Raw genomic sequence first — 16,353 nt, forward strand, 5'->3', positions numbered from 1 at the left:
GCCCCCTCAGCAACGCCGTAACCTTGTTATTTTGTTAGAGAAAGTAACGGCGGTTGCAAATGTTAACAGACTGTATAGCAAGGCGCACAATTAATGGGAATAACGGCCATCGTAGGCCGCTTCCACGGCGCTAATAAATTGCTCGAAATCCTCTCCCAGGGAGTAAAAACGGTAAGCCACGGCAGCGGCGCCAAACTGCTGTTCGAGGCGTTGCCAGTCCTGGCGAGCCAGAGCCAGGAAGGCGCGGTCACTGCTGTGCGTACTGTCGATGAGATAACGCACCTCGTGAGAGGGCTGCACCGCCAAGTTGAGATCGAGATAGCCGCGCAATAGATCGTCCCGGTTGCCCATCATGCGAAGGGGCTGGCGTTTTTCACCCAGCACCAAAAACAGGTTATCGCCGGTGCCTTCCAGCGCCACAGCAGGGAACCCTTCGCGCCGGGCCTGCTCGTTCCAAGCGTGCTCCGGCTCGTCATCGGAAGATAAAAAGAGCTGGGGGTGGGCCAATACCAGCGGCCAGCTGTCTTCGGTCTTGGCGAGGGCCATGATCTGGCTAGCCACCTCGGCAGCGCTTTGGGGCGGCGTTGGAGGGAGAGGGGCGCCGGCGGGCGCCGGCATTTCATCGTTTGCGGCTGGCCGTTGGCGCTCGCGGGTCAAATACAGCAGCACCAGGGTAAAACCCACCAGCAAACCGAAAAACAGCAGCAGTTTCATTTACTTTCCTTCAACACCAAAGGCAGAGGCGCACTCACCGCCAGTCTACCCCAAGCGATTGCCGCCAACCTGATCCGGCTCAAACAAAGACCTTATACATACCGATGCCACCAGGGGCTGTGGGCAGGTAGCCGCGTTTTTCATAAAAGCCGGGCTTGTCGCCAATCAGCGAGACATAAGAGCCTGGCAAAGCTACCGCGTGAAGGTAGGCCTCGATGTGGTCCATCACCCGGTTGCCAAGGCCCTGCCCCTGGTAGTGTGGATGAACCGCAATATCCACTATCTGGAAAAAGCAGGCGCCATCGCCCACCACCCGGCCCATGGCGACAAGGCGCCCCTCGTCCCGCAGGCAAAGCGCAAAAAGCGAGTGCGGTAAGCCCCGGCTGGCCGCTTCAAGGGATTTGGCCGACAAACCGGCATCAAGCCGCAGCTGGCAATACTCTGCCGCCTCAGGGGCGCACTCTGTTATCTGATACGTCATGCTTTACTTCTCTTAGGTAGATTCTGGGGCGGGGCCTATACGCAACTGAAAGATATTGCCTTCGCAATCACAGGCATCACATACCGTGCGCCCATCCATCATCCAGGGCTTGGGCGCAAACACCTCGCCGCCTTGTGCACGAATGCGCACTTGCAGCACATCCAAGGGGATATCGACAAAAAAGGTGGGCTTAATGGCCACGTTTTCTCTTGGCGCCGCCACCGGCGAGCCTTGGCGGGACACTGCGGTTTCGAGGATAACCAGCTCCACACCTCCCCGGCAAAGCTGCACCGATCCGGCGTCGCTCACCAGGGGTTCCAAGGCAAAAACGGCGCTATAAAATTGCGCCAAGGCCGCCTTGGAGCGCGCGTAAATCACCAGCCCTGCTTGCATCTTCCATTCCTTTTGCCATTATTGCCCCGGCGGCGGCTCCCAAAGCTCGACCTTGTTGCCGTCAGGGTCCATCACCCAGCCGAATTTACCAAACTCGGACACTTCGGTGTCGTCCAGTACCTCGCAGCCCTCGGTGCGTAGCGCGTCGAGCAGGGCGTCCAAGTCGGCCACCCGGAAGTTGACCATAAAAGGTGCGCGGCTGGGGGCCATTTTCTGGCCGCCTTGGGCGAACACGCTCCAAATGGTCATCCCCGGCGCACTGCCCTCGCCGCCCCATTGAAACACCGCCCCGCCCCAGTCGGCGACATCAAGGCCCAAATGCTCGCGATACCAAGCGCCAAGGCGCTGCGGGTCGGGGGAGGTAAAAAAGAGGCCGCCAATACCGGTTACCCTTTTCATACGCGTTGCTCCTTAAAGACGTGGGTTGCGTTGATGTACAGGTCGCGGCTCGAGCAAGAACATGCATGCTGCTGCCCCAGCGCACTGGCAAAGCCCCTACTCTTTCAACATCGAGCCTAGGGGTGCCAGTTGGCCACGCCACTCTGGCAGCGCTGGCAAAATGGTTTCAAAGAAATGGCGGCCTGCGGCAAAGGTAGGTTGCAGCCTGGCAAACTGCGCCGGCCGAATCCAGCGCACCGCCGCTATCTCGGCAGGCGCTGGGTCCAAGGTAGATGACAAGGGTGCAGCCAGCCACCAATGCAACCGATAGGCCGCGCCCTCGGCCGGACATTGCCAGACGCAGCGTAGTGGCCGCACCGCCAGGGCCAGCTCTTCTTGCATCTCCCGGACAAGCGCCTGAGGCTCGGTCTCTTTGGCATTGATCTTGCCCGATGGGGGCGTCCAATAACCGGCAGCCGGGATACCGGCGGCCCGCTGCACCACCAGCACCTTACCCGCCCGCACTATCACCGCGACCACGGCCGTTTTCATAACAGCTAGGGCGCCAGCACGGTACGTATAACGCATTGCTGCTCGCCTGCGCGTGTGCGGCTACTCAGCCACCACAGCGCCCCTTTTTTAATGGCCCAAGGCATTGGCTGGCCGGTAAGCAACAAAGACGCCAGCAACCCCAAGCTGGGCTGATGCCCCACCAACAACACAGGCGCAGAGCCCAAAGGCCATTGGCAGAGGGTCACGAGCTCTTGCACCTGGCAGCCGGGCGCCAGCAACTCCGACACCTCTATCTTTTGGCAAAAAGCCTTGGCCGTTTCCCGGGTGCGCGCCGCCGGGCTCACCAAAAGCCGAAGCCCACCCGGGCCATGGCGCCCCAGCCAGGCGGCCATCTTGCTTGCCTGTTGCTGCCCTTTGGGCGATAGCGGCCGCTGAAAGTCGTCAATGCCGTCCAGGGCTTCGGCATGCCGCCACAATAAAAGCTCCATACTCATCTGCCCTCTTCGCCATCGGCCTCCATGGCAGTGTAGGCTCGGCGGCTCCGTACTGGGCTCTCCCCTACCCCATCAACGCCCTGGCTCAATCACCTTGCGGTGTGAGAGCGCCTGATATAAACCCGCCCCACCCAATAAAAGCATCACCCAAATACCAGACAGCAGGCTAACCACAACCGGAAAAGAAAGAAGGCCCCCATCAAGCTCCACGTTAAAAACAAAACCGCTCACCAAGGCCAATAGCCCCGATAGCAAAGTTAACCTTAAAGGTTTAATGGTATATCGTGGCCGCAGGAGCAAAGAGAGTGCAAAGGTAATGCCTAAGCATGGCAAAAAGGAAATAAGAGTCAGCAGCAGATAAATCAGCGCCATAATAAATTCCAGCACATCAAAAAAGACACCAAGCCATTGGCACCAGGAGTGCCCAATTCAAGGCCAACTGAGCATCTAGCCTTTATTATTCTCATTTAGAACCCGCGTTAGCTTGTCGATATTTTGCTCGTTGGCAGCTCCCGCCATTTGCTTGATGGCCTGCGCCGTTTTTGCGTCATCAAAGACTTGCTCCCAGGTTAACAGGGTCCCTTCACCTTCAGCAGCCAGGCGGATGGTGAGAATAAAATTCGGTGGGCAGTCATGGTGGATCACTATCTTGGTGCCGGGCACCAGTTCTTCAAAGACACTGTGGTTCTGATAATCGACTCCGTCTGGGCCGTGCATGACAAAATGCCAGCGCCCACCGACGGTAAAGTCGAATACCTCAAAAGTGTTGGAAAAACCTTCCGGCCCCCACCACTTGGCCAACAAATCGGCTTGAGCAAAAGCGCCGTAAACCTGTTCAGGCGAGAAAGGCAGTGTTCTTGACGTGCGTAATGTCCGCTCTTCACTCATGATTGATTTCCCCAGCTATCTGTTTTCTGTTTTCTGTTTTCTGTTAAGACTCAGGCATTAAAAGTGATGCCCTGTATTTAAAAAATCGGGACCTATCCTGACTGATTAAAAGCCAAAATAACAATGCCGCCATTTTCACCCAGGCCATGGGCATCCTTGAGCGGCGCCTACCTGACGCTTAAAGCTCCATGCTATGATGGCGCCGCCTCACTATATTAAAAGCGGTGCTTTTTATGCGTTTTTCTACCCTTGGCCTTCACCCGGATTTATTGGCTGTTCTCGATACCCTGGGTTATCAAACACCAACGCCTATTCAACAAGCGGCGATCCCCCAGGTGCTGGCGGGTTTTGATGTAATGGCGGGAGCGCAGACCGGCACCGGTAAAACGGCCGCTTTTGCCTTGCCATTGATCCAGCGCCACCTGGCTCGGGAAACCTCTGAAAAAGCCATCCGCGTGTTGGTGCTGACCCCAACGCGGGAGCTGGCGCAGCAAGTACACCAAAGCTTTGTGAAATACAGCCAGGGCCTCGGCATCCGCTCAGTGGTGGCTTATGGTGGGGCCAGTATCAACCCGCAGCTCGATGCGTTAAACAAAGGCTGTGACGTACTGGTGGCAACACCGGGCCGGTTGCTGGAACTGGCCATCAAGGGGCTTATCGACGTAGGCACGGTAGAGACCCTGGTGCTCGATGAAGCCGACCGCATGCTGGACATGGGTTTTATCACCGATATCAACCGCATCCTAAAGCGCCTGCCCGAGACGCGCCAAACCTTATTCTTCTCCGCCACCTTTAACGATGAGGTGTTTGCCTTAAGTAAAACGATTTTAAAGCAGCCCAAACTCATTGAAGTGGCCGAGCGTAATGCCGCAGCGGCAAAAATCGAACAGCGCTTTTATGAAGTCGACAACAAACGCAAAGCGGCGTTGGTGGCCTACCTTATTGGCTCAAAAAATTGGCAACAGGTGCTTATTTTCACTCGCACCAAGCAAGCGGTAGACGAACTGGCCAAAGAGCTCGTAAAAGACGGCATTAGCGCGGCAGCAGTGCACGGCGATAAATCTCAAGGCGCCCGCGATCGCGGTTTGGAAGAGTTTAAAAACGGTAAAGTGCGCGCTCTGGTTGCCACCGATGTCGCCGCGCGCGGCTTGGACATAGCGCAGCTGCCATGCGTGATCAATTATGAGCTGCCTTACAACGCCGAAGACTATATTCACCGCATCGGCCGAACCGGTCGCGCAGGTCAGGCCGGCCTGGCGGTTTCTCTGGTCTCAAACAAAGAGAAATACCTCCTCAAAGACGTAGAAAAACTCACCGGTGAGCACTTTAACCTGCAATGGATAGAAGGTTTTGAGCCCGACCTGCTGGCCCAAGAAGAAGCAAGTAGCCCCAAAGGTAAAGCCTCCAAGAAAACCCTGCGCGCCAAAGCCCTTGGGCAAAGCAGTAGCAAAGCGAAAGCCGGAAAACCGCGCCGACGTTAGATTTTAGGCGCCTCGGCACTTCTCTGAGGCTACGGTGGGGCATGACTCGCTTTTTGAACACCAGGCTGCGCTGCTAGAGGGCAAATATCCTCTATTCTTCAATGCAGCACTTTGCAGCGGAGCAGTTAAAAGCCCGACTCCGCTGCAAAGTAGCCTCTATTTAGTGCATGAACGAATCCGATTTGGTGAAATCGAATGCTAGGTTTTTCACGCTGCCATCATCATCACGAATGTTTACCGATATTCGCAAACCATCAGCACCATGCTTTTCAAATACAATCCCATCAAACTTGGCAACCTTATCATCCAGCGAGACAAGTGAAAAAACGACGGACTTATCTTTTTCCTCCCAGCCGGTCATATCAGGGTTGAAGTGTTTTATCTTTAGCAACAGACTGCCGTCATGCGGTGATATAGACATAAATTCGTAGAACACAACTTTTCCGTCCTTGACCTCACGGAAGGTGCCAGACATCGCCCCACCTAGTGGAGGAAACCAAGTTTCTTCGGAGATGGCGCCATCTTTCTCGCTCCGCCAATGGCCAGCAAGCCATGCGATATCATTGATGCCAGCCTTAGCTGATGCAGTTGGCCTTTCCTCGGACCGAACGGCCGCCCCTTGGAAGATTGATACAAAAAATAGCGCCCAAAAGAAATGCTTTGTACGCAGCTTTGGCTTCTCGAACATTGACAGACTCATGCGACCTCCATGTTATATATGCAGAAATAAACGACTACACTTTGTGTAGCAAACGAACCAGTCCCTTATACTTATAGTCCGTTTTAATTTCCAAGGTAGTACTTATTTTTCAACACGAAGTCCATGTGTCCGTTAAAGCGAGTGAGGTCCAAGATGAAGTCAATTCCGTACTTTCCTTCACGAAACTCGGCTGCCGGCGAAGCACAATAAATAGGGAATATCCAACACCTCAGCAACTTCCTTGACGCTTCGGTGCTGTTCTTGGCTCCGCAGTACGGATTTTTTCTTGAAATCAGGCCTGCAATGCTGATTTCGCTTCCCGGTCTTTTAAGCAGGCATCGACTTTCTCTCAATAAGTGGTTCGTGTCCGCTATAACGGGTGAGATTCATATCCAAGCACACCTTATATTTTAAATACTTTCTAGTGATTACACTACTGTCTCAAGCACTCCTTCGCTCTTCAATTTATCAATTATTTCTTTGAGATCCCACAAAGGAACATTTATTCTCTCACCGATTTCGAGACTGCTTGATGAACCATCACAATAGGCCAAAAAATTCATCATATCCCTTACCTTCGAGCTACTACTTTTAGTGCTAATCGTCGGGTACAGTCCTCTTTTTCCAAGTTGCGGCTCACAAAGAACAGTAGAAGATAACACTTCATCCGTCTCAAGGCAGTCAATTGCTTTTGCAAGAACCTCGTATCCCCCCAATAAGCCAGTTGGAGTAACGAAACTTAAGTCATCCAAGGATGTATGATACTCAGGATAGCAGCCATACTTAGTTCGCATTATCGAACAAATAGGTAAGTCTATTCCTGGGCTGCAATATTGTCGCTCATCACTCCCTCTATCCAAAAAACTGTAGCTTACAAATTCAGGATGCATGTGCTTCAATACATGTAATGCTACCTTGTCGGATAAGGTATTTTCCTGACGAGATGGCAAATATGAATAAGCTCTATCATCTCCAATACAGGTGACATTAAATCCTGCGACAACATTTTTTTTGAGAGATTGTTGGTTTTTGCTAAGATATGCAATTGAGCCTATTGTCTCTGGAACAATGATGATACGGTAGGTATATTTTCGACTTTCTAGCTCTGCAATTTTTTTCGCAAGAAATGTGCTAACAACTGGGCCAGAAAGCTCATTATTTGCCATCGAAGGATGACAAAGGTAGCTAGAAATAAATATCTCTTCTTCGGAGTCTCCTGAAATAATTAGCTCACCGTAAGTGAGAGCCCCATTTTTTAGCTCACTATCAATAAATACTCGATACTCCCCTGGCGTTAATTCATCTCTTTCCTTTTGGGAAAGGCAGAACCCCCAACGCTCTTTGTAGTACGAAGTTATATAAGGGATTGCATCCGGTTGTTCTGGAAGTGAATATAAATGTTCTTGTAATTCATCAAGCGTAATCACCTTATCTATGGGTGTTGAGTATCCCATTACGTGTAAGTTTGATTTATTGAAGTCGCAAATTTTGACTCCACGCGGAGTAATGATATAGGCATCCTTTATATTCCATTCCTTTGGAATTTCCCAATCAAAGCATTTTGTACCTGTTGGAACTTCAACAGTTCTCATTTCTGGAATATGTTTTTGTAAAATCGTCAATGACTTGCGAAATCCATCACCTGTTATGCTTCGGCAAATAGGGAAAAGCTCCCGACAAAGCTCATACATCGCACTACCTAAGCTAGGCATTCCCTTCTTCCTTAATTCGATAAAGAATATTACTTGCCTTACCTGATGTGATAATTTCTGAAACAAAGTCATACATGCTTTGCGCTGGAACCGTTCTTAAACCAGAACCCTCGTTTGGTCTACAGCCGGAATATAGACCATTTTCCCACATTAACTCTCCTGCTGGATCTACATGTGTTACAACGCCCTTTTCTAAATCACGTACAAACAGTCCGTACGTTTTTAGCTCTGCCTTCCCTGAACCATCGGTATAGTAGGCACTAAACGTTTTGTGATAGCGATATTCTACTTCCAGCATTTCTTCCACATGATGATAGAATGTCATGCTATTCTGGTCTGGTAGATCTAAAACAGCAATTCGCCCATTCATTTTTCTTAGTATCGCGAATGGCGAATCAGCGCCATATCCGCTGAAGTTATCAACATTCTTGAATACATCAGCAGCAAACCCAATTGCTGCAAACGAGTAAATTGGATGACCAGTTCTTACCGCAAGTGGGTGTACTCTTGCAGCCTCTGTAAGAGCTCCCATGTGGGAAGGAGTATTTCTTTTATCAAATGGCACACCTTCAGTGAAATCGAAATTAAATAACGGCAGAAGTAAAGTTCCTGTTGGTCCAATTGCCTCTAGAAATGATTCGAGAACATCATTTGGAGAAACCCTTACACCTGACCTGAGGTAACGTTTAAAAGTTCGCTTGATGCTACTATGTACAAGAAGAACATCGCCCTCATGTACTCCAGCTTCTCTCCATTCATCTGATAGCGTTTGTATCATTTATACCCTCCAATGGTTAAGGTTGTTGATTTTTTCATATTACGCCAAGCTAAAAGCACAAACGCTATGGCACAATCGCGAGCTTCCCTAGAATAATGTTCACCCGATAGAACGGATACGCAGTTGTTATTAAGCAGCTTGCTCGTACTGTATCTGTGATACATAAAATAAAAATAGACACCTACTAATTATAAAAAGTGATAAAAATAAAAAGTAAAAAGTAAAAAGTAAAAAGTAAAAAGTAAAAAAGTAAAAAGGTAAAAAGGACACCCATCCAATCATGGCGAAATTGCCTTTTGAAAACTAGCCTTGATAGACCCTCTCTTGATAAGGGCCTGTGGCCATGACCCGTCCTCGTGCTGAACTGGTGTCGGTGAACGACACGCCCTATTACCACTGCATTGGTCGCTGTGTACGTCGGGCCTTTCTCTGTGGCAAAGACACGCTCACCGGCCAGGATTTTAGTCACCGCAAGGCGTGGGTGATGGAGCGGCTGAAGGTGTTGCAGTCTGTCTTTACCATCGAACTTTGTGCCTACGAAAGTAAAAAGGACACCCATCCAATCATGGCGAAGTTGCCTATCGAAAACTAGCCTTGAAAGACCCTCTCTTGATAAAGGCTTCGGCCATGACCCGTCCTCGTGCTGAACTGGTGTCGGTGAACGACACGCCCTATTACCACTGCATTGGTCGTTGTGTACGCCGTGCCTTTCTCTGTGGCAAAGACACGCTCACCGGCCAGGATTTTAGTCACCGCAAGACCTGGGTGATGGAACGGCTAAAGGTGTTGCAGTCTGTCTTTACCATCGAGCTTTGTGCCTATGCGGTGATGTCCAATCACTACCACTTGGTGGTGCATGTGGATGCTAAAGCCGCAGCGGCGTTAGACGATGACGCGGTGATGGCCCGTTGGGAGGTGCTGTTTGCTTTGCCGCTCCTCATCAGCCGTTATCGGGCGGGTAAGTTAACCTGTGAGGCTGAGCGGACCGTGGCTCGGTCACATATTGATACGTTGCGGCAGCGCTTGTGTGACCTGTCCTGGTTTATGCGTTGCTTGAACGAGCACATTGCCCGCAAGGCCAATGAAGAAGACAAGTGTAAAGGCCGGTTTTGGGAGGCACGCTTTAAGTCCCAAGCCATTTTGGATGAAGCAGGCTTATTGGCCTGTATGGCCTATGTCGACCTCAACCCCCTTCGCGCCAAGATAGTGGATACCCCTGAAGCCTCAGCAGATGTGTCTTTATCGGCAAGACTTGATACTGAAGACGACAGCAAACCTGCACTACTGCCTTTTGTCACCCAGTTTAAAGACAGCCCCAAAGGCATTCCCTTTGCACTGGCCGATTACCTGGCGCTGGTGGATTGGACAGGTCGGGCGCAACGAGAAGACAAGCGCGGCTTCATCACCCCAGGAACCCCTGCCATTCTGGAACGCTTAGGCCTTGATGCCGACAGCTTCCTTATTGCCCTTGGCCAACACCAGCTTTCCCGTGGCTCGGTGATTGGCCACAAACAGGCCCAAAGTGCCTACGCCAAAGCCCACCACCGACGACACGTGGTCGGCCCGCCGATAAAAGCCGCCTAATTCTACCCCGCACCACCACACTCACACGCCCTCAGCACCCGCTGATAGTATCGCTCGCCTTGGATTTGCGTTTTTAACGACAAAACGCGGTATCAGCGCAAAGCAAACACCCTCAAGACTGATTAATACCGCACTGTCGATGCAATATGAAAACTGGACTTTCGTTACTCATAAGATGGATGTCCTTTATTATCCTTTGGTGAAGTCCAGAGCGAATTTGATGGCCTTGTTATGCATTACTTACGAGAAAAATAAAAGGTTACGATCATGGTTGTGAGAGAACCAACTAAAGGAAAAATTTGATCGAACTTTGATTCGTTCCCCGCATTTATAAACGCGTAAATGTAGAACACTAAGAGAACCATCATGACAATCATAAATGGCAGACGACTTATTAACCGAGCGGTCTTTGGTTCTGCTTTACCGAGCCCATTGCAAACCTGGCATTTGACAATTTTTGATTCTTTTTTGGCCTTCGCTTCTTTGAGACAGGAGCCACATGAAGCACCATCATCAACTTGGCACGTTCCTGTTTGTTGGCAATGAGGACAATCTACAAGAGTCACTTCCATGATGCTTCCTTATGCATAACGCCCGGAGTAACGCGCATTTTGGCTAGATTGTAGTTTTGGGTAAAGTGGCGAAGCCACCCAAAACGGAAAGGAAGCCAGAATGTCGCGGTTTACCCGTTTGTTAGATTAATACTCCAGAGATTTTTTGATATACGATTCAATTTTTTCACTTATAACATGTATAACCAACACAAATATTTGATCGTCATCCAAGCTGTTGTAATAATTCTTTGCCACTTGCTGTTCGTATTTTATAAGGTTTGCACTTACTAATGTGTCTAGATCTGCACCTATACGGTTGAATGTTTTCTCTCTAACAGGCGATTCGAAGGTCGTGGTTTGACGTTTAACTAAGTCATTCCAAAAGTACGAAGTGTTCTTTCTAATATTGATAAGAGCACCTAATACTTTGTGATCGATGCGCTCTTCAATCTTCTTACCTACAACGTCGCTACCTTCTTTTTCCAACTCGGATTTTATTTCAATCAGGTCTTGGACGGATTGCCCTCCTTTTGAGAGGATTATTTCGTTGTCTCCTAATTTAAATGACGAAATTCTACTAAAAATCCCCCTTATTTCTTTTCTTAAAAATACTACAGAAAATATAGCAACCAGTTGCCAAAAACTAAATCCAAGTTTATTCAATGCTTCTACTATAACCACCCCTATTCCTCCAAAAAATCTAACGCCTTTGCCACAGGCTGACGCCGCGAAGCAGTGGCAGTCCAGCGCAATTTATTGCGCGATTGTGCGCAAACTTGTTAGAAGCCATTAATATGCCTGAACTTTGAAGTTACATTGTATTAACGGGGAGCCATAACCTGCACCAACAAAATTTAACTCATATTCTAGTGGTGACAGTTGTTTTAGACGAACAACACCACCTTCTCGGGTAGTTACCTCAAAGTAATCAGGAGCTTTTGCAAATTTTAGAATGTATTCAGGGACAGAAGTATTAAGATTGACATGCAAACCATAATCTTTGAAGCCTTTATGGGATAAAACGGTTCCATCACTACTGACCAGCGCATATTCAGTGAAATATTTTTTGCTTTTAAATGCAGTCGCGATAGAAATTATAATGGCTAAAATTGCACAGCTTGCACTTATCCAAGATGGCCAATCTATTCCTGTACTTGGCATATTCTCTGTTCTCCTCTTGCTTCTAACAGTTTTATTAGCGAGCGCGCTCGCTTTCACTCATATGACCAGTTGGTATCACAAGCTTAACCTACTGATCCTTCTTTAGATCCTCTTGTAAAAGCCAAGAATGGCTCCACAAAAGCGAGCGGTCTCGTTTTTATGCGAGACAAGCACTCGTTATCATCACATCGGATGAGTTAAATCATATTATTTTTTAACAACTTATTACTGGTTGTTCCAGTAAAAGCGAGCCTAGCACGTTGTCAAAATAGCCCTGTTTAGATAGGTACAACAGATAAAAGCAAACGTAAGGACACCTTCTAATCGCCCACAACGCCGTTCTCTCAACGAAGCCTCCCGCTCTTTTGCCCGTTAAGTGCAGCGCTTTGCTGGCGGGAGTGAAGGGGCAGCTGAGACAGGGATGTCGAGGCAGGCGAGTACGTGCCGGGAGCGCGTATGAACCGGTGAACCGAGAACGACTAGAAGCAAAGACATCGCGGAACATGGGCGATGGTTTTGCCAACTTTTGCCGAAACAAAAGTTGGGCGCCCGCCGGTGCGTGAACCGGCATATAGAACAACGCTCAAGGAAAGATGAACGCTATAAAACCAGAGGCCTACAGACATTGTTCTAAGAACCAACACCCACGCTACCGCCCTTGGATCGCAGCCTCCAACTTGCTGATGCCTTCCCTGCCATCGGCCTAGGCTGCCCTTTAGCGCGGCCCAGCTTGAACCTAACCTTAACCACCCTGCCCTTAGCAAGTAAAGCTAAGCCCATCAAATATCGACAAAAAAAGGCGCCACAAGGGCGCCTTTTCAATCGCGGGTAACCGTTACTTTTTGGCGTCAGCCGCCGGTTCGGTGTTGCCGGTGTGTTTGTCCATCCAGCCGAGCACTTCTTTGTACCAGACCTTCTGGTTCTCGGGGTGCAGTACCCAGTGGTTTTCGTTGGGGTAGACCACCAGACGAGACTCTACACCGCGGCGCTGCAGCGCGGTAAAGGCGCCCAGGCCCTGGCCCAGAGGCACGCGGAAGTCTTGCTCGCCGTGTACCACCAGCATGGGGGTTTTCCAGTTCTTCACGAAGTTGGCGGGGTTCCAGCGGTCGTACATAGCGGCGTTGTCCCAGGGGGTGCCTTCCATGTCGTGCTCGGGGAACCACAGCTCTTCGGTGGTGTAGTACATGGATTTAAGGTCAAAGAGGCCGTCGTGGTTGACCAGGCACTTGAACTTGTCGCTCCAGTTGCCGGCTATCCAGTTGATCATGTAGCCGCCGTAGCTGCCGCCGAGGGCGCAGGCGTTGTCGGCGTCTATCCACGGCTCTTGCTTGGCGATGAAATCCAGGCCCTTTTGCAGGTCTTCCAGTGGCCGGTCACCGTAGTGGCCGGTGATGGAGTCGGTAAAGGCTTGGCCGTAACCGGTGGAGCCGTGGAAATCGATCATCACCACCGCATAACCGGCCGCGGCCCACAGCTCGGCGTTCCAGCGGCCATGCCAATGGTTGGAGAAGCTGCCTTGGGGGCCACCGTGGATTAGGAAGGCAACGGGGTATTTCTTGCCTTCAACGTAGCCCACCGGTTTCACCCAGTAGCCGTACACGGTTTCGTTGTTCCAGCCGGGGAAGCTGAACTGGGCAAAATCACCCATTTGTAGATCTTTGAGCTTGTCGGCGTTGACGTGGGTGACTTGCTTTAAGCCAAAGCCGTCTTTGTCTTCCACGTACAGGTCGCTGGGCTGGTTGAGGCTGTCTTTGGAGAACAGCACGCGCCCGGCGCCTTCGGAGAAGGAGCCGACGGTGCCGTCACGGCTCAGCACCTTCATGTCGCCAAAGTCGACGTTAAAAGCGTAAAGGCCGTGCTGGCCGGTGTCCTGGGCGGTTACCAGCAGGGTTTTGGCGTCAGAGGCAAAGGCCAGGGAATCGGCGCTGTGGTCCCACTGGGGGGCCAGCTCGCGGGCTTGGCCGGTGCGAAGGTCTTTGAGCATGATGCGGTAGCGGTCAGACTCGTAACCGGGGCGGCTCATGGCCAGCCAAGCCATATATCGGCCGTCGCTGCTAAAGGTGGGCTGGGCGTCCCAAGCCGGGTTGTCGCTGGTGAGGTCGACGGTTTGGCCGGTGGCAAGGTCGACTTCCCAGAGATCAAAGTTGGTGGTCCAGGGGTGGTCTTTGCCAGGGGCTTTGGCCGAGTACACCAGCTTGGAGCCGTCGCTGTTAAAGGACACCTCTTCCATGCCGGAGAACGGCTTGGGCGGGCTGTCGGTATCGAGGCCCTGCATTACGTCTTTAAAGTCGCCTGCCTTGCCGCCATTAACATCGGCCACAAAGAGGTGGTTTACAAAACCGTTGGCCCAGGTGTCCCAGTGGCGCACGAAGAGTTGGTCGTAGGTGCGCTCGGTGGATTTTTTACCGGCCAGTTCTTTTTGCTTGTCGATGCTGCATTCAAGGGTCTTGCAGCTCGGCCATACCGACATCTCCACCACGATCTTTTGGCCATTGGGGGCCAGCTTGTAACCGGCCACATCCAGCGGCAAGTTGGTAACCGGGCGGGCTTCACCGCCGCCAAGGGGCAGCATGTAAACCTGGCTGCCTTGGCCACGGTCAGCCAGGAAGTAAACGGCGCTGCCGTCACTGCTGACGGTCACGTCGCTTTCGGTGCTTGGGTTGCTGGTGAGCTGTTTGCGGCTGCCGGTGTCCAGGTCCTGCCAGTAGAGGTTGGACTGGCCATCCTTTTTGAGGCCGAAAATGGCGGCTTTGCCGTCGGGGGTGATAACGGCGCTGTGTACCTTGTTGAGGCTGATAACGTCGTCAATGGTCAGGGGTTTGGCCAGTGCAGGCAAGGTTGAGGCAGCGGCCAGCGTGGCCAGCGCCAAAGTGGTCATTTTCATTATTGTTGCTCCCTTAAAAAACAAGAGGGCCAGCCAGGCTGACCCTCTTTCCATCATCAGGCTTTGATGGCTTCCTGGATGCGCACTTTCCATTCGGCCGGGCCTTGCTGGTGAGCGTTGTTGCCGAGGCTGTCCACGGCCACCGTCACCGGCATGTCTTCTACTTCAAATTCGTAAATCGCTTCCATACCCAAGTCTGCAAAACCTTTGACTTCGGCTTTCTTGATGGCTTTGGCCACCAGGTAGGCAGCGCCGCCCACGGCCATCAGGTACACGGCCTGGTGGTTGCGGATGGACTCCACGGCAGCCGGGCCGCGCTCGGCTTTACCGATCATGCCGATAAGGCCCGTTTCTTCGAGCATCATATCGGTGAATTTATCCATACGGGTGGAGGTGGTGGGGCCGGCTGGGCCAACCACTTCGTCGCCCACGGCATCAACCGGGCCCACGTAGTAGATAAAGCGGTTTTTGAAGTCTACCGGCAGCGGCTCACCGTTTTTGAGCATTTCCTGGATGCGCTTGTGCGCGGCATCACGGCCGGTGAGCATTTTGCCGGACAGCAAAATGGTCTCGCCCATTTTCCAGTTGGCTACGTCTTCTTTGGTGACGGTGTCGAGGTTGACGCGGCGCACGTCGCTACCCACTTCCCAAGTCACTTCAGGCCAGTCGGAGAGTTTGGGCGGGGTGAGCTCGGCCGGGCCGGTGCCGTCCAGGTGGAAGTGCACGTGGCGGGTAGCGGCGCAGTTGGGGATCATCACCACCGGCTTGGAGGCGGCGTGAGTGGGGGCGGATTTGATTTTGATATCCAGCACCGTGGTCAGGCCGCCAAGGCCCTGGGCGCCGATGCCCAGTTGGTTGGCTTTTTCGAAGATTTCCAGACGCAGTTTTTCTTCGGTGGTCTGGGCGCCACGCTCTTTAAGCTGGTGAATGTCCACCGACTCCATCAGGGATTCTTTGGCCAACACCGCAGCTTTTTCGGCGGTGCCGCCAATGCCAATACCCAGCATGCCCGGCGGGCACCAGCCAGCGCCCATGGTGGGCAGGGTTTTGAGTACCCACTCGACGATGTCGTCAGAGGGGTTGAGCATGGCCATCTTGGATTTGTTCTCAGAGCCGCCGCCCTTGGCAGCGATTTGCACTTCTACGTGGTGGCCCGGCACCATGTCGATATGCACCACGGCCGGGGCATTGTCTTTGGTGTTTTTACGGGCGCCGGCCGGGTCGGCCACAATGGAGGCGCGCAGCGGGTTGTCGGGGTTCAGGTAAGCACGGCGCACACCTTCATCCACCATCTCTTGCACGGTGAGGTCGGAATCCCACTGCACCTTCATGCCGATTTTCACAAAGCAGGTGACGATACCGGTATCCTGGCACAGCGGGCGGTGGCCTTCGGCGGCCATGCGCGAGTTGATGAGGATCTGGGCGATGGCATCTTTGGCCGCTTTGGATTCTTCCTTGTCGTAGGCTTCTTTCATGGCCTGGACAAAGTCGAGAGGATGGTAGTAGGAAATGTACTGAAGGGCGCTTTCGACGCTCTCGATAAAGTCTTCTTTACGGATTACGGTCATTTGCTCACCTGGACTCGCGTCCGAGTCGTTATAATGTGCCGCTAATCATACATAGCCACGGCCATGGAAA

19 protein-coding genes are annotated in these 16,353 nt (G+C 51.8%); 3 read left to right on the plus strand and 16 right to left on the minus strand.

The features are described 5' to 3' along the window. Positions 1-90: 90 nt before the first annotated feature. The 8 genes from AC22G1_RS11615 to AC22G1_RS11650 all read right to left on the minus strand — a co-directional run bounded on the left by AC22G1_RS11615 (position 91) and on the right by AC22G1_RS11650 (position 3,861). Positions 91-714, minus strand: coding sequence for a hypothetical protein (locus tag AC22G1_RS11615; RefSeq protein ID WP_487313528.1), 624 nt, complete (start codon positions 712-714; stop codon positions 91-93). A gap of 79 nt (positions 715-793) precedes the next feature. Continuing rightward, a complete protein-coding gene (locus tag AC22G1_RS11620; RefSeq protein ID WP_487313529.1) occupies positions 794-1,195 on the minus strand; it encodes a GNAT family N-acetyltransferase in 402 nt (133 codons plus the stop codon). Positions 1,196-1,207: 12 nt separating this feature from the next. Continuing rightward, the gene (locus tag AC22G1_RS11625; protein WP_487313530.1) at positions 1,208-1,588 is read right to left on the minus strand and encodes a VOC family protein; all 381 of its coding nucleotides are present in this window, start codon (positions 1,586-1,588) and stop codon (positions 1,208-1,210) included. A gap of 18 nt (positions 1,589-1,606) precedes the next feature. After that, entirely contained in the window at positions 1,607-1,987 is a 381-nt protein-coding gene (locus AC22G1_RS11630; protein ID WP_487313531.1) for a VOC family protein, read from the minus strand. A gap of 96 nt (positions 1,988-2,083) precedes the next feature. Further along, positions 2,084-2,518, minus strand: a complete 435-nt coding sequence (locus AC22G1_RS11635; RefSeq protein WP_487313532.1) for an NUDIX domain-containing protein — start codon at positions 2,516-2,518, stop codon at positions 2,084-2,086. A gap of 5 nt (positions 2,519-2,523) precedes the next feature. Continuing rightward, complete coding sequence (locus AC22G1_RS11640) at positions 2,524-2,973, minus strand: SixA phosphatase family protein (protein ID WP_487313533.1); 450 nt, start codon at positions 2,971-2,973, stop codon at positions 2,524-2,526. Between the two features lie 72 nt (positions 2,974-3,045). Beyond that, positions 3,046-3,345 carry a hypothetical protein gene (locus AC22G1_RS11645; RefSeq protein ID WP_487313534.1) on the minus strand — a complete coding sequence of 100 codons (300 nt, stop codon included), beginning with the start codon at positions 3,343-3,345 and terminating at the stop codon, positions 3,046-3,048. A 75-nt stretch (positions 3,346-3,420) separates the two neighbouring features. Further along, positions 3,421-3,861 (minus strand): SRPBCC domain-containing protein, encoded by a 441-nt coding sequence (locus AC22G1_RS11650; protein ID WP_487313535.1) that lies wholly within the window; start codon positions 3,859-3,861, stop codon positions 3,421-3,423. A gap of 233 nt (positions 3,862-4,094) precedes the next feature. On the opposite strand from AC22G1_RS11650, the gene AC22G1_RS11655 reads away from it, so the two are divergent. Beyond that, entirely contained in the window at positions 4,095-5,342 is a 1,248-nt protein-coding gene (locus tag AC22G1_RS11655) for a DEAD/DEAH box helicase (protein WP_487313536.1), read from the plus strand. Between the two features lie 160 nt (positions 5,343-5,502). Here the strand turns inward: AC22G1_RS11655 and AC22G1_RS11660 are convergent, their stop codons facing one another. The 3 genes from AC22G1_RS11660 to AC22G1_RS11670 all read right to left on the minus strand — a co-directional run bounded on the left by AC22G1_RS11660 (position 5,503) and on the right by AC22G1_RS11670 (position 8,532). Then, positions 5,503-6,042, minus strand: a complete 540-nt coding sequence (locus AC22G1_RS11660) for a DUF6265 family protein (protein ID WP_487313537.1) — start codon at positions 6,040-6,042, stop codon at positions 5,503-5,505. A 428-nt stretch (positions 6,043-6,470) separates the two neighbouring features. Then, entirely contained in the window at positions 6,471-7,754 is a 1,284-nt protein-coding gene (locus AC22G1_RS11665; protein WP_487313538.1) for a DUF4910 domain-containing protein, read from the minus strand. Continuing rightward, positions 7,747-8,532 (minus strand): AAC(3) family N-acetyltransferase, encoded by a 786-nt coding sequence (locus AC22G1_RS11670; protein ID WP_487313539.1) that lies wholly within the window; start codon positions 8,530-8,532, stop codon positions 7,747-7,749. Before AC22G1_RS11670 ends, AC22G1_RS11665 begins: the two co-directional genes overlap by 8 nt. Positions 8,533-8,875: 343 nt before the next feature. Between AC22G1_RS11670 and AC22G1_RS11675 the strand changes: the two genes are divergently transcribed. Next, entirely contained in the window at positions 8,876-9,124 is a 249-nt protein-coding gene (locus tag AC22G1_RS11675) for a hypothetical protein (RefSeq protein WP_487313540.1), read from the plus strand. A gap of 35 nt (positions 9,125-9,159) precedes the next feature. Then, on the plus strand, positions 9,160-10,116 hold the full coding sequence (locus AC22G1_RS11680) for a transposase (protein ID WP_487313541.1): 957 nt from the start codon (positions 9,160-9,162) through the stop codon (positions 10,114-10,116). Between the two features lie 236 nt (positions 10,117-10,352). Here AC22G1_RS11680 and AC22G1_RS11685 read toward each other — a convergent pair whose 3' ends face one another. The 5 genes from AC22G1_RS11685 to AC22G1_RS11705 all read right to left on the minus strand — a co-directional run bounded on the left by AC22G1_RS11685 (position 10,353) and on the right by AC22G1_RS11705 (position 16,283). After that, the gene (locus AC22G1_RS11685) at positions 10,353-10,688 is read right to left on the minus strand and encodes a hypothetical protein (RefSeq protein ID WP_487313542.1); all 336 of its coding nucleotides are present in this window, start codon (positions 10,686-10,688) and stop codon (positions 10,353-10,355) included. A gap of 126 nt (positions 10,689-10,814) precedes the next feature. Continuing rightward, positions 10,815-11,351, minus strand: coding sequence for a hypothetical protein (locus AC22G1_RS11690; protein ID WP_487313543.1), 537 nt, complete (start codon positions 11,349-11,351; stop codon positions 10,815-10,817). 108 nt (positions 11,352-11,459) lie between these two features. Further along, the gene (locus AC22G1_RS11695) at positions 11,460-11,831 is read right to left on the minus strand and encodes a hypothetical protein (RefSeq protein ID WP_487313544.1); all 372 of its coding nucleotides are present in this window, start codon (positions 11,829-11,831) and stop codon (positions 11,460-11,462) included. 835 nt (positions 11,832-12,666) lie between these two features. Further along, positions 12,667-14,715, minus strand: a complete 2,049-nt coding sequence (locus AC22G1_RS11700) for a dipeptidyl-peptidase 5 (RefSeq protein ID WP_487313545.1) — start codon at positions 14,713-14,715, stop codon at positions 12,667-12,669. A 56-nt stretch (positions 14,716-14,771) separates the two neighbouring features. Continuing rightward, the gene (locus AC22G1_RS11705; RefSeq protein WP_487313546.1) at positions 14,772-16,283 is read right to left on the minus strand and encodes a fumarate hydratase; all 1,512 of its coding nucleotides are present in this window, start codon (positions 16,281-16,283) and stop codon (positions 14,772-14,774) included. Positions 16,284-16,353 lie beyond the last annotated feature (70 nt).

Source organism: Gallaecimonas zhanjiangensis (genome assembly GCF_057624825.1).

Coding starts and splice junctions, on each gene's coding strand:
- AC22G1_RS11615 (WP_487313528.1), bottom strand. CDS start 714: ATGAAACTGCTGCTGTTTTTCGGTTTGCTGGTGGGTTTTACCCTGGTG.
- AC22G1_RS11620 (WP_487313529.1), bottom strand. CDS start 1,195: ATGACGTATCAGATAACAGAGTGCGCCCCTGAGGCGGCAGAGTATTGC.
- AC22G1_RS11625 (WP_487313530.1), bottom strand. CDS start 1,588: ATGCAAGCAGGGCTGGTGATTTACGCGCGCTCCAAGGCGGCCTTGGCG.
- AC22G1_RS11630 (WP_487313531.1), bottom strand. CDS start 1,987: ATGAAAAGGGTAACCGGTATTGGCGGCCTCTTTTTTACCTCCCCCGAC.
- AC22G1_RS11635 (WP_487313532.1), bottom strand. CDS start 2,518: ATGAAAACGGCCGTGGTCGCGGTGATAGTGCGGGCGGGTAAGGTGCTG.
- AC22G1_RS11640 (WP_487313533.1), bottom strand. CDS start 2,973: ATGAGTATGGAGCTTTTATTGTGGCGGCATGCCGAAGCCCTGGACGGC.
- AC22G1_RS11645 (WP_487313534.1), bottom strand. CDS start 3,345: ATGGCGCTGATTTATCTGCTGCTGACTCTTATTTCCTTTTTGCCATGC.
- AC22G1_RS11650 (WP_487313535.1), bottom strand. CDS start 3,861: ATGAGTGAAGAGCGGACATTACGCACGTCAAGAACACTGCCTTTCTCG.
- AC22G1_RS11655 (WP_487313536.1), top strand. CDS start 4,095: ATGCGTTTTTCTACCCTTGGCCTTCACCCGGATTTATTGGCTGTTCTC.
- AC22G1_RS11660 (WP_487313537.1), bottom strand. CDS start 6,042: ATGAGTCTGTCAATGTTCGAGAAGCCAAAGCTGCGTACAAAGCATTTC.
- AC22G1_RS11665 (WP_487313538.1), bottom strand. CDS start 7,754: ATGCCTAGCTTAGGTAGTGCGATGTATGAGCTTTGTCGGGAGCTTTTC.
- AC22G1_RS11670 (WP_487313539.1), bottom strand. CDS start 8,532: ATGATACAAACGCTATCAGATGAATGGAGAGAAGCTGGAGTACATGAG.
- AC22G1_RS11675 (WP_487313540.1), top strand. CDS start 8,876: ATGACCCGTCCTCGTGCTGAACTGGTGTCGGTGAACGACACGCCCTAT.
- AC22G1_RS11680 (WP_487313541.1), top strand. CDS start 9,160: ATGACCCGTCCTCGTGCTGAACTGGTGTCGGTGAACGACACGCCCTAT.
- AC22G1_RS11685 (WP_487313542.1), bottom strand. CDS start 10,688: ATGGAAGTGACTCTTGTAGATTGTCCTCATTGCCAACAAACAGGAACG.
- AC22G1_RS11695 (WP_487313544.1), bottom strand. CDS start 11,831: ATGCCAAGTACAGGAATAGATTGGCCATCTTGGATAAGTGCAAGCTGT.
- AC22G1_RS11700 (WP_487313545.1), bottom strand. CDS start 14,715: ATGAAAATGACCACTTTGGCGCTGGCCACGCTGGCCGCTGCCTCAACC.
- AC22G1_RS11705 (WP_487313546.1), bottom strand. CDS start 16,283: ATGACCGTAATCCGTAAAGAAGACTTTATCGAGAGCGTCGAAAGCGCC.